We start from the raw sequence: 21,329 nt of genomic DNA on the forward strand, positions 1-21,329 counted from the left end.
AGACGTAAAAACGCCGCAACGGCTGGATCCGCAGGACATTCTGAAATTATTGATGGCGTTGCGCAGGGCGTTGAAGGCCGGGCCGGCCTGATCAACTCCATGGTCAACAGGCTGTTTGTGGCGAGGGGGCTTGCCCCCGTTGGGCTGCGAAGCGGCCCCTGGTAACCAATGACGCACCTTGGGACGAATGCTGCGCATTCGAACGGGGGGCAAGCCCCCTCGCCACAAAGGCTCCCGCGCCACAGGCAAATCGAACGCTCAAAAAAAACGCCGACGCTAAATCAGCCGTCGGCGTTTGAAACCTTGAAGGGGTTTGCTTCGCGAATCAGAACGCTGGCAATACCGCGCCGCTGTACTTCTTCTCGATGAAGGCTTTCACTTCCGGGCTGGTCAGGGCCTTGGCCAGTTTCTGGATGGCAACGCTGTCCTTGTTGTCCGGACGGGCCACCAGGAAGTTCACGTAAGGCGAGTCGGCACCTTCGATCACCAGCGCGTCTTTAGCCGGGTTCAGGCCCGCTTCCAGCGCGTAGTTGGTGTTGATCATGTCCAGGTCGACCTGATCCAGCACACGCGGCAGCATGGCCGACTCAAGCTCCTTGAACTTGAAGTTGTGCGGGTTCTTGGCGATGTCTTTCGGGGTGGCCAGGGCGTTTTTCGGGTCTTTCAACTCGATCAGGCCAGCCTTCTGCAGCAGGATCAGGGCACGGCCGCTGTTGCTGCCTTCGTTCGGAATGGCAATGGTCGCGCCGTCTTTGAGCTCAGCCAGGGTTTTGACTTTCTTCGAGTAGCCGCCGAAAGGTTCGACGTGCACACCGATCACGGTTTCCAGGTGAGTGCCTTTGCCTTCGTTGAAGCTCTTGAGGTACGGCAGGGTCTGGAAGTAGTTGGCGTCCAGACGCTTCTGGTCGACCTGCACGTTCGGCTGAACGTAGTCGGTGAAGACTTTGATTTCCAGGTCCACGCCTTCTTTGGCGAGGGTTGGCTTGATCAGCTCAAGAATCTCGGCGTGTGGAACCGGGGTCGCGGCAACCACCAGTTTTTCGCCAGCCTGGGCCAGGCCCGCGGTCAGGGCAGCCGCCAGTGCGGTGAACAACAGAACCTTTTTCATGCAGTGTCCTTATCGAAAATCACAGTCGCTTGTGGCGACGGCTTGAAGATGAGAGTGCCAGTGAAGTGCTATCGCTGGCGTGAAGCGGACAATACCGGGATTTTTTATTCCCGAACAATAACGTTTATTCAGCTTCATATTCCATTTTGTTCATACAACTGTAGGAGCGAGCCTGCTCGCGATGGTCGTGAACGAAAACGCGCCAAACCTGAGACCCAACGGCGTCTGTGGGTTTCTCGCGAGCAAGCTCGCTCCTACAGAAATCCGGCGTTTGCGAGCAGTTGTTTCAAGGCGTCTTTTTCGGCATCGGAACCGTTGCAAAAAATCTGCTTGAGCTGCTGTTCGATCTTTCCCAGACCTTCATCAGGCAAATTCAAATGCTCCGGCAGAATCTCGTCGCCCGTACTCACCAGCAGCGCAAAGTGAATGACGTTTTCCAGCTCCCGGGTATTGCCCGGCCAGCTGTGGCGCTCAAGCACAAGCTGCGCCGCTACACTGATCAGCGGCACCGGCAGGTCGAGGCGCTGGCTGTAGATGCCGAGGAAGTATTCGGCCAGCGGCAGAATGTCCCCCGTACGCTCGCGCAGCGCCGGCAGTTCTAGCGGGCCTTCGCTGAGGTAGTGATAGAGCCGTTCATGGAATTTTCCGGCGGCCACCGCCTGGGCCAGATCGATGCTGGTGGCCGCCACCAGCCGCACATCCACCGGGCTCGGCTGCTGAGCGCCGACGCGGGTGACTTCGTGGTTCTCCAGGGCGGCGAGCAGCTTGATCTGGATCGGCAGCGGCAGGTCACCGATTTCGTCCAGGTACAGCGTGCCGCCGTTGGCCGAACCGAACCAGCCGGCACGACTGCTCGCCGAACCGCTGTAGCTGCCCGCCGCATAGCCGAACAGCTCGGCGTCGGCGTAGGTCGGGCTGATGGCGCCGCAGTTGACCGACACGAACAACCCGCCGCGATCACTGGCGCGGTGGATCTGACGGGCCAGCAACTCCTTGCCGGTGCCGGTTTCGCCCCGGATCAGCACCGAGACTGAACGCGTGGCCAGTTGCTCAAGGTCTTCACGTAATTGCCGCGAGCGCGGATCGACAAATACCAGCGCCTTGGCGCGGATGCTCAGGGGACTTTTTTCGGCGTCGGGAAAGGTCAGCAGCGGCTGACCGAAGGTTTCAAAGCTCATGGCAGACTCCCGCCCAGAACCGCCGGGAGACGGGGGCGTTAAATAAAGAAAGTGTTCAAGCGCGGCGCAGGGCGTGGAGTTCCATGCGGTTTTGCAGGCGATAGAGATAGGCAAAACCCTGCTCCCAACGCTGATGACCGGACTTCACGTTGATATGCCCCGCCCCCGCCAGAATCCCCGCCTCGGCACCCCAGTTGCGCGCCAGCTCCAGGGCTCGCGGTGCACTGACGGCGCTGTCGTTGTCGGAGCTGACAACCTGGCTGGGGAACGGCAGCAGATCCGTCGGGATCGGCGCGAAGTTGCGCAAGGCCGGTGCACAGGCCGGGCGCTCGACATCCGCCGGTGCGACCAGCAGGGCACCGCGCACCTTACGCAGGAACTGCACAGGCGCGGTGGCCGCCCAATGGGCGACGGTGATGCAACCCAGGCTGTGGGCGATCAGGATGACCGGCGTGCTGTCGGCGGCAATCGCCTCGGCCAGCGCCGCGACCCAGTCTTCACGGCGCGGCGTCAGCCAGTCGGCCTGCTCCACCCGCGCACTGTTCGGCAGGCTGTTCTGCCAGTGGCTTTGCCAATGATCTTCTGGCGATCCTTGCCAGCCCGGCACAATCAGGTAGCGAATTGATTCGTTGCGCATGGGGGAGCTCTCCTGCTGCGTGTCTGTTCCCGGTCGAGTATAGGGAGGCGAGATATATTCGTTAAGGAATAAGAAGCTATTTATTAAGATCAATATCGAATATAAAACACATGACCTGTGGGAGCGAGCTTGCTCGCGATAGGGCCCGGACATTCAACATCGATGTCGATTGATCCACCGCCATCGCGAGCAAGCTCGCTCCCACAGGGAACAGTGTGTTCGCGAAAGTTGAAGCAAAAAAAAGGGCCGCACCCTGCCAAGGAGACGGCCCCGGAAAACGAAAACCTGTTAACGCGCAGTGATCACCGACAACTTGGTAATCCCTGCCCGTTCAATCGATGCCATGGCCCGCGCCACCTCGCCGTAATTCACACCATCGTCCGCCTGCAACTGCACGCGCACCTCCGGATCCTTGGCCTTCGCCGACTTGAGACTGAACTCCAGCAAGTCCGGCTGTATCTCGTCCTTGTTGATGAACAGTTTGCCGGCACCGTCGATGCTCACCACCAACGGGTCCTTCTGCTCCACCGGCGCCACCGCTTCGGTCTTGGGCAGGTTGATCGGAATGGCGTTGGTCAGCAGCGGTGCGGTGACGATGAACACCACCAGCAACACCAGCATCACATCAACCAGCGGCGTCACGTTGATCTCGCTGAGCACCTCGTCAGTGTCTTGCGTGGAGAAGGCCATATCAGGACGCCTCCTTCACTTTCTGCGCGTTGCCCTGGGCTGCCACCTTGTGCGCTGTCGGGTGGATCAGCACGCGGAACGAACTCTTCTGCGCCAGGCTGTAGAAGTCGTGGGCGAAGTCGTCCAGATCCGCCGCCGTCAGTTTCAAGCGCCGCAAAAAGTAGTTGTATACCAGCACCGCCGGCACCGCGACGGCGATCCCCACACCCGTGGCGACCAGTGCCGCGCCAATCGGCCCGGCGACTGTTTCAAGGCTTGCCGAGCCCGCCGCGCTGATGCCTTTCAACGCCTCCATGATTCCCCACACCGTGCCGAACAAGCCAATGAACGGCGAGGTGCTGCCAATACTTGCGAGCACTGCCAACCCGGTTTCCAGTGACCGGCGCTCGCGCACAATCTGCTGGCGCAAGGCTCGCTCCAGACGATCCTGATGGTTGATCGCCTGGCTCAAGTCAGCCGCCTGTGGCGTCTCGCCCACCTGGATGGCCGCATAACCGGCCTGCGCCACCCGGGCGGCCGCGCCGGGCCGGGTTTCGCTCAGTTCGGCCGCCGAGTCGAGACTCGAAGCGGCCCAGAACTGCTGATGAAACTTTCGATCCTGTGCCTTCAGGCGACCGAACTGCACGCCCTTGAGCAATGCCAGGCCCCAGGTCGCGACGGAAAAAACCACCAGCAGCCAGATCACCGCGCTTTCGATGGATTCAAGTGGAGAGGCCAGTAACGTCATGATGTATTCCTCGTGTAAACGTTTCGCGCGAAATTGGTTTCTGTTTAATGAATCTTGAAATCGATGGGCACGCTGACCCAGCCGTCCCGGGCGACATCACCTTGCTTGGCCGGCACAAAACTCCAGCGTTTCACCGCGTTCAGCGCGGCGTCGTCCAGTGCATCGCGACCGCTGCTTTTCTGGATCTGAATCTCGCCGGGCTTGCCGCTGGCCAACACATGCACGCGCAACAACACAGTGCCTTCCCAGCCGCGACGCTGGGCCAGCGACGGGTATTCCGGCGCCGGGTTTTTCAAATAGCCGGCGGTGGCGGAGGCCGGTGTCACAGGCGCTGGGGCCGGTGGTGCAGGTGGCGCCGGGGCCGCGACAGGTGCTGCCGGCTTCGCTGGCGCGGGTGGCTGCTCAACGGCTTTTGGCGCCGGTTTCGGTAGCGGTTTGGCGACCGGTTTGGGCTTGGGAACCGGCTTTGGTGGAGGCGGCTTCACCGCCAGCTCATCCTCCACAGGCGGTGGCGGCTCAATCACGGGTTGCACAGGTTGTGGAGGCGGCGGCTCGACCACTGGTGGCGCCGGTCGCGAGAATTCGATGGTCATGGGCGGGACTTCTGGCGGCACGATCGGCAGTACCGGTGTCGGTTGCTGATTGACCCAATAGATCACCGCGCCATGCACCAGCAACGCCAGCACGCCCAGCACGATTGCTTCACGCCGGCGAAGGGCGCCTTTGGGGGTTCGCTGCAAACGCAACTGCCCCAAGGGCACCCGGTGCGGTCGGCCGAGGTCGACCAATTCGCCACCGGGTGCCTGGCGCCAAAGCACCTCATGTGCACCGGCGGCGATCTGGACATTGCCCATTGTTTTACTCCCTGCGGTCTCTTTGCGGATAACCGGAACGTCGTGCTGAACATCCCCCGACGACGCCCCGGTAGAGCAATCATTGGCTTGAACGCTTAGCTCTTAAAGTAATGTTTAAACTTAAATTTAGAACCAATACGAATAAACAAAACCCTCAACCCACCGCCAGAGCCCGCCGTTCAAGGGCTCCGGCACAGTGGAAAAAATCCGATGCTTTTCGGGCATTGAAAGTATTCATTCGAAGCATGCTTTTTCGCCGTCAGAAGTCGTATCGGCCGGTCACACCGAGCGTGCGTGGCGTACCGGGCAGGCCTTCATAACCACCGTTGGCAGCCGTCCACAGCGTCGTGTAGTAGGTTTTGTCGAAGGCGTTTTTCAGCCACAACGAAACGTCCCACTGCCCCTGGTTGAAGTCGCCGCGCAGACCGGTGGACAGGTTGACCACCGCATAACTCGGGATCTGCCCGAAGTCGGAGTCTTCCACCGTGCCCACCGCTTTGGAGCGGAACGCATAACTGGCGGTGACGTACTCCTCGAAGCCGTTACTCAGATTCCACTTGTATTCGCCGTTGGCGTTGCCGATCCATTTCGAGGCGCCGACCACTTGATGCCCGGTCAGGTCGCAGGAGGCTGGAGCACCCGGCCTCAGGCTGACTTCCGGCGGGCACGGTGCATCCTTGTAGGAGAGATAGCTGACGTCGTTGTACGAACCGTTGATGTTCAGCGTCAGGCCGCGCAGTGGGATCAGGGTGCTTTCGAACTCCACGCCACGGGAGCGCACGGAACCGGCGTTGGTCAGGTATTGCACACGATTGACGTCGTCATAGGCGTTGGTCTGATAGCCGTTGACCTGGGTCCAGAACAGGTTGGCGTTGAGTTGCAGGCGACGGTCCCACAGGGTGCTCTTGAAGCCGAGCTCGGCGTTGTTGGCGCGCTCGGTGCCGATCAGCAACGAGTCGGCACCGGCCACCGGCGCCATACCGACGGCCAGGTTTACCCCACCGGATTTTTCGCCGTGGGACAACGTGGCGTAGGTGAGCAGGTCATCGGTGAGGTGGTAGCTGAGGTTCAACAGGCCCGAAGGACTGGAGCTGTACTGGTTCAGATCGCCGGAATCGTAGGCCCCCGCACGAGCGCGTCGTGACGCGGCGGCCGCGCCGGTGACTGCAGCACCACCGGCGGGTGCATTGCGGGTCACCCAGGCGTTTTTCTCTTCATAGGTGCCGCGCAGGCCGGCAGTGAAATCCAGGCGTTCGGTCAGGTGCCAGGTGCCCTGTGCGAACAGCGCGAAACTGTTGGTTTCGATATGACCGTTGCCGACACTGTCGATGTTGTTCAGCGCACCGGTGGGCGTGCCACTCCAGATATCGGCTTGCGGTCCGTAAAAGGTGAAGGATTTGTTGTCCAGGTCGGAGCCGAAATAATAGGCGCCGAGCACGTAATCGAAGAACCCGCCGGTAGGCGACGCCAGGCGAAACTCCTGGGAGTACTGCTTGTCCTCCACCGAGACCCCGGCGTTGTAGAAGACGGTGGCGTTCAGGCCGTCATCATTGCGCGGGGTGAAATTCCACCAGCGGTAAGCGCTGATGGACGTCAGGGTGAAGTCGCTCGGCAGCGTCCAGTTGGCCTCCACCGATGTGCCGCCCTGATGCACGGTGACATGCTGGTCGTTGTTCAGGTTGACCTTGCGGTGCGTGCCGTCGACCAGTGTCGCGCCCGCTGCATTGGCCCGGGTCTGGTAAAGGTTGGTGCCATTGATGGTCGGCCCGATGCTGAACAACACGCGGGTGCCGGCGCTGGAATCTTCTTCGTTGTAGTCGCCGATCCAGCGCAGGTTGAACGATTCGTTCGGCTTGAACAGCAACTGGCCACGGAAGCCATCGCGCGAGCCGCCGTTCAAATCGTGGCCGTCGAATTCGTTCTTGATATCGCCGTCGCTGCGGGTGCGATACGCAGAAAAGCGCCCGGCGAGCTGGTCATTCAGCGGGCCGGAAATCGTGCCCTTGGTCTGGAAGTAGCCATCCTCGCCCACCGAAGATTCGATGCTGCGTTCCGGGGTGAAGGTCGGCGCGCGGGTGCTGATGTTGATCACGCCGGCGGTGGTGTTCTTGCCGAACAAGGTGCCTTGCGGACCGCGCAGCACTTCGAGCTGCTCGATGTCCATCAGGTCGAATACAGCCATGCCCGGCCGGCCGAGGTAAACGTTATCGAGGTACAGACCGACACTGCCTTCCAGGCCATCGCTGGCCGGGTTGTTGCCCAAGCCACGAATCGACACGCTGGACTGGCGCGCATGCATGTAGGCGACGTTGACGCTGGGCACCAGTTGCTGCAAATCCTGGATGCGATAGACCCGCTGGGCTTCCAGGGTCTGGCCGCTGACCACGCTCATCGGGGTTGGTACGTCCTGCGAGCTTTCTTCGCGGCGGCGGGTTGTAACCGTCACGGTTGCCAGTTGGGTATTGTCGGCCGTGGCGGTTTTTGCCGGGGTGGTTTCAGGGGTGGCGCTTTCGGCCGCATAGCCTTGGGTCCAGCTGGCACTGCCTGCCAGTAGCAGAGCCAGGGGCAGGCGTTTGAGCCGTTGGGGTGAGGAGGTTTGAGCAAAGTGCAACGGACTCATAAGGCGGGGTTCCCGATCAGAAGAAATGCTTTATTGCTTGCCAGGCCGCCATCGCGAGCAAGCTCGCTCCCACACTGATCCTGTGAACACCGAAGACCCCCTGTGGGAGCGAGCTTGCTCGCGATAGCGTCGGCTCAGACGCCGCCGATATCCGGCCCTTTCACGGTCTGGCTGACCTGCCCGTTCACACCCACCGGCACTTCACCCTTGAGCGTCACACGGCGCACGATCCGGTCCTGGGTCCCGTAGTCATCCACCGCATAATGCTGGGTGGAGCGGTTGTCCCAGATCGCCACGTCACCGGCCTTCCAGCGCCAGCGCACGATGTTTTCCTGGCGGATCACATGGCTTTGCAGCAACCCGAACAGGTGCGCCGAATCGGCCTGGGAATAGCCCTTGATGCGTTTGACGAAATGCCCCAGTAACAGGCTCTTCTCGCCGCTGATCGGGTGCACGCGCACCACCGGGTGTTCGGTTTCGTAGACAGTCGAGGTGAAGACCTTGCGATAACGCTCCAGCTTCTCCGCCGAGACGTCTGGCCGGGTGCCGGCGTAGTCGTATTCGTTGCTGTGCACGGCGACCAGTTTGTCGGCCAGTTCACGCAGCTCCTGCGACAACCCGTTGTAGGCGGTGGCGGTGTTGGCCCACAGGGTGTCGCCACCGAAAGCCGGGGCCACCACCGAGCGCAGGATCGAGGCTTTGGGGTAGGCCTCGACGAAGGTCACGTCGGTGTGCCAGGAACTCGCACGCTGGCCCTCGGCACCATCCAGTTCCAGCAGAAAACGCGTGCCTTCACGCACCGGCACGGTCGGGTGCGCCACCGGTTCGCCGAGCAGGTGGGCGAACGCCTCCTGGCGCTGATCGTCGAGTTGGGTCTGCTCGCGGAAGAAGATCACTTTGTATTGCAGCAGCGCCTGTTGAATGGCTTCAACGGTGGCGGCATCCAGCTCGCCGGAAAGCTGTACGCCACGGATTTCGGCACCGATGCGACCGGCCACCGGGTGGATTTCAAGCGCGTGAACAGCGGGTTGTACTGCGAAAGCGGCATTGCTCATGGGTAGACCCTCATCAGACTGCTTGCGGTTGAACCGGCCGCGAAACACTGCTCTATCTATATTCTATTTAGATCTAATAGATATCAACATGCTTCGTTGACGGAATAAGAGGTTGCATTTAAAACCTCAGTCAACCCTCGTCGCAAATGCCTTCGAGCTATTTTTAGGATGCCGGAAAAGCATATGGATCTTCGCCAGTTGCGTTACTTCATCGCCCTCGACGAACACCGCAGTTTCGTGCGCGCGGCCGAGGCCATGGGCATTACCCAACCGGCCTTCAGCCGCAGCATCCAGGGGCTGGAGCAAGAGTTCGGCTGCGTGTTGGTGGACCGTGGCAACAAGGATTTGCGCCCGACCCCAGAGGGCCTGGTGGTGCTGCAACATGCCCGCAGCCTGGTGCAGGGTGCGGCGCTGCTCAGCGCCGAAGTGACACAGATGACCAAGCTCGATGCCGGGGAACTGCGCTTCGGTTGCGGCCCGGCGCCGGCGGTAAAACTGGTGCCGGATGCGGTGGCGCAATTCATCAATGCACACCCGAAAGTGCGCACCTGTTTCGAGGTGGATAACTGGGAAAAACTCAGCCGCGCCCTGAGCCGTGAGGAGATCGAATTCTTCATCGCCGACATCCGCCACTTCGAGTCCGACCCGAACTTCCAGACCCAGGCGCTGACGCCCAAACGCGGTGTGTTTTTCTGCCGTCCGGGGCATCCGCTGCTGGCCAAGGAGAGCCTGTCGACCAACGACATGTTCGATTACCCGCTGGCGACCACAAAGATCCCCCCAGGCATTCGCAAACTGCTGGCGAACCTCAGTGGACGGGTGGATTTTTCGCCGACCCTCGAGACCGAACATTTTCCGGCGCTGGTGAAGGTGGTGTTGCAATCCAACGCCATCGGCGTCGGTACGCAAGAGGCGTTCATCGAAGACATTGCCCAGGGTGCGCTGGTACTGCTGCACTGGCGCAATTTGCCGCAGAACATCGAGAGCATGAATGCGCGGTGCGGGATTGTCAGCCGCACCGGGTTCCGGTTGTCGCCGGCGGCGCGGGCGATGATCGAGACGCTGGTGGCGGTGGACAGACAGCAAGTCAGCGTCGCGGTTTAGGGCCTCTTCGCGAGCAAGCTCGCTCCCACAGGGGATCGTTGTCGGACACAAGTTTGTGTACGACTCAAATCTAATGTGGGAGCGAGCTTGCTCGCGATGAGGCCAGTGAACTCACTGAAGATTCAGAGCTTGGCCGCAGCCAACTCCGGCGCCACCCAATCGCTTACCTTGAACGACTTGCGAATCAGCTTCTGCTGCGAAGCCAGGTCCACCGCATCCTGCAATTTGCCAAGGAACACCGGATCGAGCGTCGACGGGAAAACCTCGCTCAGGTTCTGATCCTGCAGGTCCTGCGTGAGGATCACCGCCGGATAATTCGCCAGCTCTGAAACCAGCTGAATGTAGGCGTCCTTATTGCTGTCCTGGGTCAACCACGCCACCGCTTGCTGTTGAGCCTTGAGCAACGTGGCGACCGCCTCGGGGTGCTCGTCGACGAACTTTCCGGTTCCCACCAACACGGCCTGCACACTGCCGGCGCCGCCCAGGTCCTTGGTGGTCAGAGGCAACTCGGCCAGTCCTTTGGCCTGTAATGCGGTAAGCCCGGAACCACCCCACGAGGCATCGATCTGTTTCGCCGCCAGCGCCGCCACCGCCGCGTTGAAGTCCAGGTTGATGACTTTCACATCCTTCTCGCCCAACCCCTGACTGGCCAGCGCCGCATCGAAGGACAACTGGCTGGCCGTGCCACGGAAGATCGCCACGCGTTTGCCCTTGAGGTCTTGCAGGGTCTTGATCCCCGAACCCGGTACCACGCCGAGGTAGTGCTTGACCCCGCGCGCCGAGGCGCTGAGCAATCGCGTATCCAGACCATTGGACTTGCCGATGATGGCTGCCAGGTCACCAAGGTAGGCCAGGTCCACCTGACCGTTGGCGAACGCCTCGTTGATCACCGGGCCTGCGCCCTTGAAGAAGCTCCACTGAATCTTGATGCCTTGATCGGCAAAGGCATTTTCGAAGATCTGTTGATCGCGCAACACATCCACTACACCGCCACCGCTGTGCTGCGTACCGGCACTCAGGTCCGGCACGGCGATGCGGATTTCCTTGAGTTCACCGGCGTTGGCCGTGAAGGCCAGCAGACCCGCCAGGGCCGGTGCGGCGAACAGGCTGATGACACGTTTGAAGGGAAGGTTCATGGGTACGGCTCCTTGGGGCAACGGGCGTTGATGAGCCGAAAGTAGGACGAATCAGAACCAACACTTAAATACTATAAATTCACATTTTTATAGCTTTTTGATCTATATCAACTCCTACGGGCCTTCCGATCGCGTATGCAAAAACAGCATCAAAAATATTCTTCGAAGGCATTGGATGTGCGCGCGCTCCCAAGCCTTAAATGGCCTTGCTTATCCCTAAATAGAATTGATTTTTATTTTTATAGATCAATTTTGCATACACATTAAACCCTGTGGGAGCGAGCTTTGCTCGCGATAGCGGTGTGTCATCCAGCACATAAGTCGCCTGACACACCCTCATCGCGAGCAAGCTCGCTCCCACAAAAAACAGGCTTGCATTGCAACCCGACAACGGAGGTCACCCATGGCCCGTGTTTCCCTTCTGAGCCTGCCGCTGGCCGCACCTCGGCTTGATGGTCGACGACATTGGCCGACCCTGAGCCAGCGGCTCTTGCCCTGGCTATTACCCCTCAGCCTGTTTGCGCTGTGGTGGCTCGCCAGCCGCAATCACTGGATGAGCGAGCAGATCCTGCCGGCGCCGACCCTGGTCTGGAGCAGCGCCGTTGAATTGTCCCAAGGCGAGTTGTGGAGCCATTTGTGGATCAGCCTGCAACGTTTGTCCTGGGGCCTGCTCGCGGGGATCAGTGTCGGTGCGGTATTGGGCGCGGCGCTGGGTTTCAGTCGTACGCTCGAACGCCTGGTGTTTCCCACCTTCGCCGGGTTGGCGCAAGTCCCGACCCTGGCCTGGATTCCCTTGTTCATGGTGTTTTTCGGCATCGGTGAAGTGCTGAAACTGGTGGTGCTGATCAAGGCGATCGTGGTACCGGTGACCCTGCACACACTGGTCGGCGTGCGCGACGCGCAACCCAGGCTGCGCGAAGCCGCCGCCGTGTTGCGCCTGCCCAGGCACCTGTTGATCCGCCGCCTGGTGCTGCCTGCCGCACTGCCGGCCTTCATGGCCGGTGTGCGCCTTGCGCTGGCCGCCGGATGGACCTCGCTGCTCGCTGTCGAACTGCTCGCGTCCAGCGAAGGCATCGGCTACCTGATGGTCTGGGCACGCCAGTTGTTCATGCTCGACATCGTCTTTGTCTGCATTGTGGTGATCGGCTTGATCGGCGTGGCGATGGATCGTGGCATCGGTCTGTTGGACAGGACGCTGGTGCACTGGCCGCACCCGGCCACCGCCGAAATCCGTCGTGGCCCGCGTTATCAAGGCTGGCAACGTCTGCAACCGTGGCTGCTGCCACTGGCGCTGCTGGCGTTGTGGCAATTGAGCTCGGATCAGCAGTGGGTTGACCCGAACATTCTGGTCAGCCCGCTGGCCGTCCTGCACACCACCTGGCATGGCCTGCTCGACGGCACGTTGATTGGAGGCATGGCCCTTAGTCTGGGTCGAACCCTTGGCGGGTTACTGCTCGGTGGCGGGCTCGGCTTTGCTCTGGGCCTGCTGCTGGGACTGTCGCGCACCAGTGAACGCGTGCTCGGCCCGACCCTCGCCGCCCTCCGCCAGATCGCCATTTTCGCCTGGGTGCCGCTGCTCACCGCGTGGTTCGGCCTGGGGGAATTGGCCAAGTGGGTGTTCGTCGCCCTCGCCGCGTTTTTCCCGCTGTTCATCGCCACCCAACGCAGCGTCGCCAATCTCTCGCCACAACTCAACGAGGCGGCCCAAGTGCTGCGCCTGAACCTGCCCCAACGCCTGCGTCGGTTGGTGTTGCCGGGTGCGGCACCGGGAATTTTCGCAGGGCTTCGCCTGAGCCTGATCTACGCCTGGCTCGGCACCATCGGCGCCGAATACTTCATGCCGTCAAACGGCGGCATCGGCAGCCAGATGATCGGCGCCCAGCAACTGCTGCGCATGGACCTGATCATGGCCGGCATGCTGCTGGTGGGCCTGACCGGCGCCCTGCTCAACCTCATTGGCCAACGCCTGGAAATCCGCGCCACTCGCTGGAGACACGCATGAACGCACCGATTGTCAGCTTCAATCACGTGGGCAAGACCTTCGACGTCGACGGCTTCGAACTGGAGGCCATTCGCGAATTCAACCTGGACATCGCCGAGGGTGAGTTCGTCGCCATCGTCGGCTCCAGCGGTTGCGGCAAATCTACTTTGCTGCGGCTGCTGGTGGGCCTCGACAGGCAATTTCGCGGGCAGATAAGCGTCGATGGCAAAGCCGTCACCGGCATCGGTGGCGAGCGCGGCATCGTCTTTCAGGAACACCGTTTATTCCCGTGGCTGAGCGTGGCCGACAACATCGGCCTGGGCCTGGTCAACGAGCCATTGAGCGCCGCGCAAAAGCACAAGCGTATCCATGACTTCATCGAACTGGTGGGCCTGGGCGACTTCGCTCGCGCCTATCCGCACCAGCTCTCCGGCGGCATGGCGCAGCGCGTGGCCATCGCCCGTGGCCTGGTGGCCAGCCCGCGGATTCTGCTGCTGGACGAGCCCTTCGGCGCCCTCGATGCGCTGACTCGCCAGCAGATGCAGGACGAACTGCTGGCGATCCGCGCGCGAGCAAAAATCACCACGGTGCTGGTCACCCACGATGTCGAGGAAGCGATCTTCCTCGCCGACCGCGTGGTGGTGATGGAGCCGCGTCCGGGGCGGATCAAGCAAGTGGTCGACATTGCCCTGCCCCATCCGCGCCATCGCAGCAGTTTCGACTTCCACCAATTGCGCGAAGAACTGCTTCACGAACTCACCAGCGACGGTCACTACCAGCCTCCCGTGCCGGTGCAGGTCCGCGATCTGCCGCTGTCCTTCATTGCCTACTGAAAAAGGAAATTTTTGATGCCGCAACGTCCCAATTTTTTAGTGATCCTGGCCGATGACCTGGGCTTTTCCGACCTCGGCGCCTTCGGCGGCGAAATCAACACGCCGAACCTCGATGCCCTGGCCAACAATGGCCTGCGCCTGACCGATTTCCACACCGCACCGACCTGCTCGCCGACCCGTTCGATGCTGCTCACCGGCACCGATCACCACATCGCCGGCATCGGCACCATGGCCGAAGCCCTGACCCCGGACCTGATCGGTAAGCCAGGCTACGAAGGGCACTTGAACGACCGCGTGGTCGCCCTGCCCGAGCTGCTGCGCGAGGCGGGTTACCAGACGTTGATGAGCGGCAAATGGCACCTGGGCCTGACCGCCGAATTGGCGCCCCATGCCCGGGGCTTCGAGCGTTCGTTTTCGCTGTTGCCCGGTGCGGCCAACCATTACGGCTTCGAGCCGACCTACGATGAAACGACGCCACGGCTGCTGAAATCCACGCCGGCGCTGTATATCGAAGACGACCGGTTCATCGACGAACTGCCGAAGGATTTTTATTCCTCCGACGCCTTCGGCGACAAGCTGCTGCAATACCTCAAGGAACGCGACCAGACCCGGCCGTTCTTCGCCTACCTGCCGTTTTCCGCACCGCACTGGCCGCTGCAGGCTCCGGCCGAGGTGGTGGAAAAATACCGCGGGCGCTATGACGCCGGCCCTGAAGTGCTGCGGCTGGAGCGTCTGGAAAAAATCAAGAAGCTGGGATTGATCGAGGCCGATGTCGAGCCGCATCCCCTGATCCAGCTGAGCGCACAGTGGGATGCGTTGAGTGATGAACAGCGGCAGATTTCTGCGCGAGCCATGGAAGTTTATGCGGCAATGGTCGAACGCATGGACTGGAACATCGGGCGTGTCGTCGATTACTTGCGCCAGCAGGGACAACTGGACAATACCTTCATCCTGTTCATGTCCGATAACGGCGCCGAAGGGGCATTGCTGGAGGCTTTCCCGAAATTCGGGCCGCAGCTGCTGACCTACCTCAACCAGCACTACGACAACAGCCTGGACAACATCGGCCGGGCCAACTCCTACGTCTGGTACGGGCCGAACTGGGCGCAAGTGGCGACCGCACCGTCGCGACTGTTCAAGGCCTTCACCACCGAAGGCGGGATTCGCGTGCCGGCGCTGGTGCATTACCCGCAGCTGCCGCTCAAGGGCCAGATCAGCCATGGGTTTGGCACAGTGATGGACATCACGCCGACCATTCTGGACCTGGCCGGTGTGCGCCATCCGGGCAAGCAATGGCACGGCAAACCCGTGGCGGACGTTCGCGGGAAGTCGTGGCTGGGGTTTCTGTCGGGCGAGACGGCGCACGTGCATGACGAGCACACCGTGACCGGGTGGGAATTGTTCGGTCGGCGGGCGATCCGCCAGGGGCAATGGAAGGCGGTGTACATCCCGGGACCGGTGGGGCCGGCGACCTGGCAGCTGTATGACCTGGGCAGTGATCCGGGAGAGATTCATGACCTGGCGTCGAGCCAGCCGCAGCGGCTCAGTGCCTTGATCGAGCATTGGCAGCGGTATGTGGATGAGACTGGGGTGATCTTGAGTGAGTCGCCGTTTCAGCCGGATTGATGCTGCCTGAACCGGCCCCTTCGCGGGCAAGCCCGCTCCCACAGGTTTCTGCGGTGAATGCAAAATTTGCGTTCAGCACAAATCACTGTGGGAGCGGGCTTGCCCGCGAAGGGGCCCTTTCAAACGACGACTAGACTTGAGCCGTACGCACCTTTTCCACAGCCACTTCTTCCCTGCGCTCAAACCGGTTAGCCCGCGCAAACGTACCGAAGTCATTGAACCGCACACCCATCTCGCGCATCACCTTGTGCCCCACCGGCACGGTCAACTGGCGGATGTAGAACGGTTCCTTCACCACAAAGTGATGGATCCCGTGGCTGCTGCCGAAGTTGAAGCAGAACGCCTGCAGCGGCCACAGCCAAGGGGCATTGAGTACCTGGCATTGCTGCATCACGTTGCCCGGCTCCACGTCACCGTAGTAATGCATGTTCGAGCTGATGAAGTGCAGGCAGAAGGTGCGCAACACGTTCGGGCCGATGATCACGACGGCCGCGATGTCGATCACCTGCATCACCGACAACGTCGTCGCCGACCACTCGATCGGTGCGCCCATCAGGTACGCAACGCCGTTCGCTGCGTGGAAGCCGAGAAAGACGTACCACGCGCCCCAATGCATCAGCGCCAGCGGTGCATAGACCTTCAGCGTGCGCTTAATGATGCTGAACTTCATTGCCCAGGTCTTGGCCCGCAACATGCGGATGACCGAGGACATGATGTTGTCGCCGATCATCAACAGCCGCGCAAAACCCCAGGGTTCGCCATTGGTGATGGCGCGCTCTTCCGTGTCGGTCTCAGAGCCCGACACCTTGTGGTGATTGAGGTGCAGATGGCGGCGAATCCAGGGATTGATGGTGCTCGGCCGCGCCAGCCACACCAATCCCATCATCAGGTTGTGCGGCACTTTTTGCTTGCGGAAGTACATGCTGTGGATCAGGTCGTGTTCCAGCTCATGGGTCAGCGAGGCGAAAAAAGCATTGAGCAACAGGCACGCCCACCAGGCCATGTGCCCGCTCATGTAGAGCGCCGCCGAACCGACCATACCGGCGATGGCGAAGGTCAGAATGCCTGCGCCGAGGGCGTCCTGGTGCTTGAGAACCGGGTATTTCTCACGCAATTCGACACCTCTGGCCAGCACCACTTCACGGATATGGGCTGAACGTTGGGCTGCATTCAGTCGTTGGGGGCTTGCAGAAGTACGGTCCATGCTTCCATCCTCTGGTTATTGATGGTTGCATCCTGCCTTGCGGAACCTCGCAATGCGGTAGCCGTGAACGCCAACCTGTTGACTGGAAGCGCCAATCAGCATGACTGAACCGACCTCCCTCGCCAGCTGGACCCGCGCCCTGCGCAAGCAGCTCGATGCCTTGGGCATTGACAGCACCGCCCTGTGCCAGCAATCGGGGCTCGACCCGCAACTGATGGACGACCCGAACGCGCGCTACCCGCTGTCGGGCACCACGCAGCTGTGGAATCTGGCGGTGCAGGCCAGCGGCGACCCGGCGATCGGTTTGCGGGTTTCGCGTTTCGTCAGCCCGACCACCTTCCATGCGCTGGGTTATGCACTGGTCGCCAGCGGCAGCCTGCGGGAAGTGTTCGAGCGCATCGTGCGCTATCACCAGGTGGTCAGCGATGCCCTCGAACTGGAACTGACCCGCGCCGAGGATCGCTACCGTTTCCGTCTGAAAATCCCCGCTGGCAATCCCGCCCCGGCCTTCGAAGCCATCGATGCGTTCATGGCGATTTACGTGCGCACCTGCCGCAATCGACTGGGCCGTGAATACGCACCGCTGGAGACTTACCTGCGCCGGCCGGAGCCGGCAGACGCGCACCAATGGCATAAAGTCTTTCGCTCGCCGGTGCACTTCGGTGCCGACGAGGATCGGCTTGAGTTCGCCCTCATCGACTTCGACAGCCACCTGGACGACGCCAACCCGGAACTGGCCGAACACAACGAAACCGTGCTCAAGCGCACCCTGGCGCAACTCAAGCCGCTGACGTGGGAGCGCAAGGTCCGCGACGCCATTGAAGAGCAACTGCCCGAAGGCGAACCCAGCGCCGAGCACATCGCCAAGGCCCTGCACCTGAGCCTGCGCAGCCTGCAGCGGCACCTGGCGGATGAGGGCTGCCGGTTCGATACGCTGCTCAACGAAAGCCGCGAAAACCTCGCGCTGCTGCACCTGCGGGACCCGCAGGTGTCGCTGAGCGAAATCAGCTATCTGCTCGGGTTTGCCGATACCAGCAGCTTCAGTCGCGCATTCAAGCGTTGGACAGGGATGACGCCGGGGCAGTTTCGGGATGGGTTGCGCTGATTGATTCGGAAGGTGAATTGGCTGGTCTGGCCCCATCGCGGGCAAGCCCGCTCCCACAGGTTTTTTATCGGTGACCACAAATCTCTGATTCACCCGGCCCCCCTGTGGGAGCGAGCTTGCTCGCGATAGCGGACTTTCAGTCGACATACCTGGAGACTGACACACCGTCATCGCGAGCAAGCTCGCTCCCACAAGGGATATGCGTCGAGTTTCAGATCGTGGCCAGTTCCCGCAAACGAGCAGCATCGAGGATTTCGATTTCGCCGTAACTCAGCCCGATAACCCCCTGCCCCTGCAACTCCTTGAGAATCTGGTTGGTGGTCTGGCGCGACAGCGACAACATGGCGGCAAGCTGTTCCTGGGGCAGTTGCAGGACGCGCCGCGGCGGGGTGGTCTCGCCATAGCCTTCGGCGATCATCAGCAAGCGGTGTGCCAGCCGTGCCGGGGCCGGCAACAGGCTCAATTGTTCGAGGTTGATGAAGGTCATGCGCAGCTTCTGGCTCATCAACAACGCCAGTTGCCGCCAGTGCTGCGGATGCTCGTCGAGCAACGCCAGCAAGGTGTTCTGGGGAATGTGCAGCAGTGTGCACTGGCCCACGCCGTAGGCATCGTGGGTGCGTGGCTGGCCATCGAACAGGCAGATCTCGCCGAACCAGTGTGGCGGTTCCACCAGGCTCAGCAAGGCTTCCTTGCCCTGCTCGCTCACAGCACCGACGCGTACCGCGCCTTCAAGCACCGCGTACAGGCCGCAGGGCGGATCGCCGCGCTTGAACAACCGCTGGCCCGGCGACAGGCGCCGCAGCCTGCCCACCGACAGCAGGCTATCCTGTAGGGAAACAGGCAAATGGCTGAACCACTGACCGCTCATCAGGCGTGGGCGCCAGACCTGCATATCCATGAAAACTCCTAGAGATTGTCGCCTGGCTGACAGAGCGGGAAGTGGCCCCGGGGCATGATCAATCACCCCCACAGGAGAACAACAATGAAAAGCCTCGTCGACCACCTCAGTCAATACGCCGCCTACCACCGTGATCCGCGCAATATTGCATCGCACTTTATCGGTATTCCGCTGATCGTGGTCGCCGTCGCGGTGTTGCTGTCCCGGCCGCAGTGGTCGCTGGGTGGCGTGTGGCTGTCACCGGCGGTGCTCGTTTCGCTGGCATCGGCGTGGTTTTACCTGCGCCTGGAATTGCGCCTGGGCGTGTTGATGACCGTGTTGCTCGGGCTGTGCGTGTGGGCTGGTCATGCGCTGGCACAGCAAAGCACGCTGGTCTGGCTGGGCAGCGGCGTGGCGATGTTCGTGATCGGTTGGGCGATCCAGTTTGTCGGCCATCACTACGAAGGGCGCAAACCGGCTTTTGTCGATGACGTGACCGGGTTGATTGTCGGGCCGTTGTTCGTGGTGGCGGAGCTGGCGTTCATGCTGGGGATGCGGCATGAGCTCAAAGAGCAGATCGAGGCGCGGGCGGGTGGGGTGCGCCTCAATCCGAAGCGTGCAGCTGTCTAGATCGCATTCGCGGGCAAGCCCGCTCCCACACTGGATTTGTGAACGACGCAAATCAGTGTGGGAGCGGGCTTGCTCGCGAAGCTTTTGCCTTAGATGTTGGCGACTTTCTGCCAGACCTTCGGCTTGAAGAACAGCGTCTCACCCTTCGCCAACCCGATCAGGCTGTCGTGATCCTTGACCACTTCCGCCTCGATCAGATCGCTCTGCCCTTCAACCTTCAGCGTCACCCGTGTCGTTGCGCCCAATGGACGAATATCGCGCACTTCAGCCGCGTGGTGATCTTCCAGTTCATGGCGCGACAGCGACACTTCGTGCGGGCGGAACAGCACGTGGTTGTCTTCACCCAGGTGCAGGCGGTTCGAATCACCAAGGAAGTGATAGACGAAATCGCTGGCCGGGTTTTCGTAGACATCACCCGGTGAACCGATCTGCTCGATCACACCCTTGTTCATCACCACGATACGGTCGGCGACTTCCATCGCTTCTTCCTGGTCGTGGGTCACGAACACCGAGGTCAGGTTGATGTCTTCGTGCAGACGCGCCAGCCAGCGGCGCAGTTCCTTGCGAACCTTGGCGTCGAGAGCGCCGAAAGGTTCGTCGAGCAGCAGCACTTTCGGCTCCACCGCCAGCGCCCGGGCCAAGGCAATGCGCTGACGCTGGCCGCCGGAGAGTTGCTCCGGGTAGCGATCCGACAACCAGTCCAGTTGCACCATGTTCAGCAGCTCGTGAACCTTGGTTGCGATCTGGCTTTCGCTCGGGCGCTGGTTTTTCGGCTTCATGCGCAGGCCGAACGCGACGTTGTCGAACACCGTCATGTGGCGGAACAGGGCGTAGTGCTGGAACACGAAACCGACGTTGCGATCACGCACGTCGTGGCCGGAAACGTCTTCACCGTGGAACACGATGTTGCCCTTGTCCGGGGTTTCCAGGCCGGCAATGATCCGCAGCAGCGTGGTCTTGCCGCAGCCCGACGGGCCGAGCAACGCGACGAGTTCGCCGCTCTGGATGTCCAGGCTGATGTTGTCCAGCGCCTTGAACGCGTTGAAATTCTTGCTGACGTTACGCACTTCGATCGACATGAATTATTCCTCCGCGGCGCTGGCGCGCAGGCGGTTAATACGGTTTTCGCTCCACTGCTTGAGCAGCAGGATGAAGAGCGCCAGGATCAGCAACAGGCTCGCCACGGCGAACGCGGCCACGTGGTTGTATTCGTTGTAGAGGATCTCGACGTGCAACGGCAGGGTGTTGGTCACCCCGCGAATGTGCCCGGAAACCACCGACACTGCACCGAACTCACCCATGGCCCGGGCGGTGCACAACACCACGCCATAAATCAGGCCCCATTTGATGTTGGGTACGGTGACGTGCCAGAACATCTGCCAGCCGTTGGCGCCGAGCAGACGTGCGGCCTCCTCTTCCTGAGTGCCTTGTTCCTGCATCAGCGGGATCAGTTCTCGGGCCACGAACGGCACGGTGACGAAAATCGTCGCCAACACGATGCCCGGCAGGGCGAAGACGATCTGGATGTCGTGGTCCTGCAGCCATGGGCCAAACAGACCCTGGGCGCCGAACATCAGCACATAGACCAGACCGGCGATCACCGGCGACACCGAAAACGGCAGGTCGATCAGCGTTACCAGCATGCTCTTGCCACGGAACGAGTACTTGCTCACGCACCAGGCGGCGCTGACGCCGAACACCAGGTTCAGCGGCACCGAAATCAGTACGGCGATGACCGTGAGTTTCAGTGCCGACAACGCGTCCGGCTCAAAGATCGCGGTGAAGAACGCACCGAGGCCGAGCTTCAGGCCCTGGGACACCACGATGAACAGCGGCAGCAACAGGAACAGCGCAAAAATCAGCCAGCCAAGGCCGATCAGGATTCGCCGCGAAGTCGCGCTGCCACGGCGGGCAGCGTTCGAGGAAGCGGCAGCAATAGACGATTGGGACATGGGTGCGCCTCC

General features: G+C 61.2%; 19 protein-coding genes. 6 read left to right on the plus strand and 13 right to left on the minus strand.

The window, feature by feature from the left end; all coding sequences use genetic code 11:
* Window positions 1-325: 325 nt before the first annotated feature.
* The 8 genes from Q8X48_RS05145 to Q8X48_RS05180 form a co-directional block, all read right to left on the minus strand.
* On the minus strand, window positions 326-1,108 hold the full coding sequence (locus Q8X48_RS05145) for a MetQ/NlpA family ABC transporter substrate-binding protein (RefSeq protein WP_007972924.1): 783 nt from the start codon (window positions 1,106-1,108) through the stop codon (window positions 326-328).
* A gap of 254 nt (window positions 1,109-1,362) precedes the next feature.
* The gene (locus Q8X48_RS05150) at window positions 1,363-2,286 is read right to left on the minus strand and encodes a sigma 54-interacting transcriptional regulator (protein ID WP_407799869.1); all 924 of its coding nucleotides are present in this window, start codon (window positions 2,284-2,286) and stop codon (window positions 1,363-1,365) included.
* Between the two features lie 55 nt (window positions 2,287-2,341).
* Window positions 2,342-2,923, minus strand: a complete 582-nt coding sequence (locus Q8X48_RS05155; protein ID WP_407799870.1) for an alpha/beta hydrolase — start codon at window positions 2,921-2,923, stop codon at window positions 2,342-2,344.
* A 288-nt stretch (window positions 2,924-3,211) separates the two neighbouring features.
* A complete protein-coding gene (locus Q8X48_RS05160) occupies window positions 3,212-3,613 on the minus strand; it encodes an ExbD/TolR family protein (protein ID WP_102701888.1) in 402 nt (133 codons plus the stop codon).
* 1 nt (window position 3,614) lies between these two features.
* Complete coding sequence (locus Q8X48_RS05165) at window positions 3,615-4,340, minus strand: MotA/TolQ/ExbB proton channel family protein (protein WP_007972931.1); 726 nt, start codon at window positions 4,338-4,340, stop codon at window positions 3,615-3,617.
* A gap of 44 nt (window positions 4,341-4,384) precedes the next feature.
* Window positions 4,385-5,194, minus strand: coding sequence for an energy transducer TonB (locus Q8X48_RS05170; RefSeq protein WP_126048571.1), 810 nt, complete (start codon window positions 5,192-5,194; stop codon window positions 4,385-4,387).
* 259 nt (window positions 5,195-5,453) lie between these two features.
* Complete coding sequence (locus Q8X48_RS05175) at window positions 5,454-7,814, minus strand: TonB-dependent receptor (RefSeq protein ID WP_407799871.1); 2,361 nt, start codon at window positions 7,812-7,814, stop codon at window positions 5,454-5,456.
* 134 nt (window positions 7,815-7,948) lie between these two features.
* Window positions 7,949-8,869, minus strand: a complete 921-nt coding sequence (locus tag Q8X48_RS05180) for a TauD/TfdA dioxygenase family protein (RefSeq protein ID WP_407799872.1) — start codon at window positions 8,867-8,869, stop codon at window positions 7,949-7,951.
* Between the two features lie 183 nt (window positions 8,870-9,052).
* Here Q8X48_RS05180 and Q8X48_RS05185 point away from each other — a divergent pair, with 183 nt between their 5' ends.
* Window positions 9,053-9,973, plus strand: a complete 921-nt coding sequence (locus Q8X48_RS05185; protein ID WP_407799873.1) for a LysR family transcriptional regulator — start codon at window positions 9,053-9,055, stop codon at window positions 9,971-9,973.
* Between the two features lie 122 nt (window positions 9,974-10,095).
* Here Q8X48_RS05185 and Q8X48_RS05190 read toward each other — a convergent pair whose 3' ends face one another.
* Window positions 10,096-11,109: an ABC transporter substrate-binding protein gene (locus tag Q8X48_RS05190; protein ID WP_407799874.1), complete on the minus strand. Its 1,014-nt coding sequence runs from the start codon at window positions 11,107-11,109 to the stop codon at window positions 10,096-10,098.
* A gap of 403 nt (window positions 11,110-11,512) precedes the next feature.
* On the opposite strand from Q8X48_RS05190, the gene Q8X48_RS05195 reads away from it, so the two are divergent.
* The 3 genes from Q8X48_RS05195 to Q8X48_RS05205 are packed head-to-tail and all read left to right on the plus strand — an operon-like array spanning window position 11,513 to window position 15,549.
* Window positions 11,513-13,111, plus strand: coding sequence for an ABC transporter permease (locus Q8X48_RS05195; RefSeq protein WP_407799875.1), 1,599 nt, complete (start codon window positions 11,513-11,515; stop codon window positions 13,109-13,111).
* The gene (locus tag Q8X48_RS05200; RefSeq protein WP_407799876.1) at window positions 13,108-13,923 is read left to right on the plus strand and encodes an ABC transporter ATP-binding protein; all 816 of its coding nucleotides are present in this window, start codon (window positions 13,108-13,110) and stop codon (window positions 13,921-13,923) included. The genes Q8X48_RS05195 and Q8X48_RS05200 overlap by 4 nt, the downstream gene beginning before the upstream one ends.
* Window positions 13,924-13,938: 15 nt before the next feature.
* The gene (locus Q8X48_RS05205; RefSeq protein ID WP_407799877.1) at window positions 13,939-15,549 is read left to right on the plus strand and encodes an arylsulfatase; all 1,611 of its coding nucleotides are present in this window, start codon (window positions 13,939-13,941) and stop codon (window positions 15,547-15,549) included.
* 130 nt (window positions 15,550-15,679) lie between these two features.
* Here Q8X48_RS05205 and Q8X48_RS05210 read toward each other — a convergent pair whose 3' ends face one another.
* A complete protein-coding gene (locus Q8X48_RS05210) occupies window positions 15,680-16,753 on the minus strand; it encodes a fatty acid desaturase (protein ID WP_407799878.1) in 1,074 nt (357 codons plus the stop codon).
* Window positions 16,754-16,853: 100 nt separating this feature from the next.
* On the opposite strand from Q8X48_RS05210, the gene Q8X48_RS05215 reads away from it, so the two are divergent.
* On the plus strand, window positions 16,854-17,858 hold the full coding sequence (locus tag Q8X48_RS05215) for an AraC family transcriptional regulator (protein WP_407799879.1): 1,005 nt from the start codon (window positions 16,854-16,856) through the stop codon (window positions 17,856-17,858).
* Between the two features lie 211 nt (window positions 17,859-18,069).
* Here Q8X48_RS05215 and Q8X48_RS05220 read toward each other — a convergent pair whose 3' ends face one another.
* On the minus strand, window positions 18,070-18,756 hold the full coding sequence (locus Q8X48_RS05220) for a Crp/Fnr family transcriptional regulator (RefSeq protein ID WP_407799880.1): 687 nt from the start codon (window positions 18,754-18,756) through the stop codon (window positions 18,070-18,072).
* Between the two features lie 84 nt (window positions 18,757-18,840).
* Here Q8X48_RS05220 and Q8X48_RS05225 point away from each other — a divergent pair, with 84 nt between their 5' ends.
* Window positions 18,841-19,365 carry an Mpo1 family 2-hydroxy fatty acid dioxygenase gene (locus tag Q8X48_RS05225; protein ID WP_407799881.1) on the plus strand — a complete coding sequence of 175 codons (525 nt, stop codon included), beginning with the start codon at window positions 18,841-18,843 and terminating at the stop codon, window positions 19,363-19,365.
* A gap of 89 nt (window positions 19,366-19,454) precedes the next feature.
* Here the strand turns inward: Q8X48_RS05225 and Q8X48_RS05230 are convergent, their stop codons facing one another.
* Both Q8X48_RS05230 and cysW read right to left on the minus strand, forming a co-directional pair.
* Window positions 19,455-20,444 carry a sulfate/molybdate ABC transporter ATP-binding protein gene (locus Q8X48_RS05230; protein ID WP_015092978.1) on the minus strand — a complete coding sequence of 330 codons (990 nt, stop codon included), beginning with the start codon at window positions 20,442-20,444 and terminating at the stop codon, window positions 19,455-19,457.
* 3 nt (window positions 20,445-20,447) lie between these two features.
* Window positions 20,448-21,317 carry a sulfate ABC transporter permease subunit CysW gene (gene cysW, locus Q8X48_RS05235; protein ID WP_007972954.1) on the minus strand — a complete coding sequence of 290 codons (870 nt, stop codon included), beginning with the start codon at window positions 21,315-21,317 and terminating at the stop codon, window positions 20,448-20,450.
* Between the last annotated feature and the right edge of the window lie 12 nt (window positions 21,318-21,329).

This window comes from Pseudomonas sp. QLc11A, assembly GCF_052112305.1.
Classification (GTDB): domain Bacteria; phylum Pseudomonadota; class Gammaproteobacteria; order Pseudomonadales; family Pseudomonadaceae; genus Aquipseudomonas; species Aquipseudomonas laurylsulfatiphila.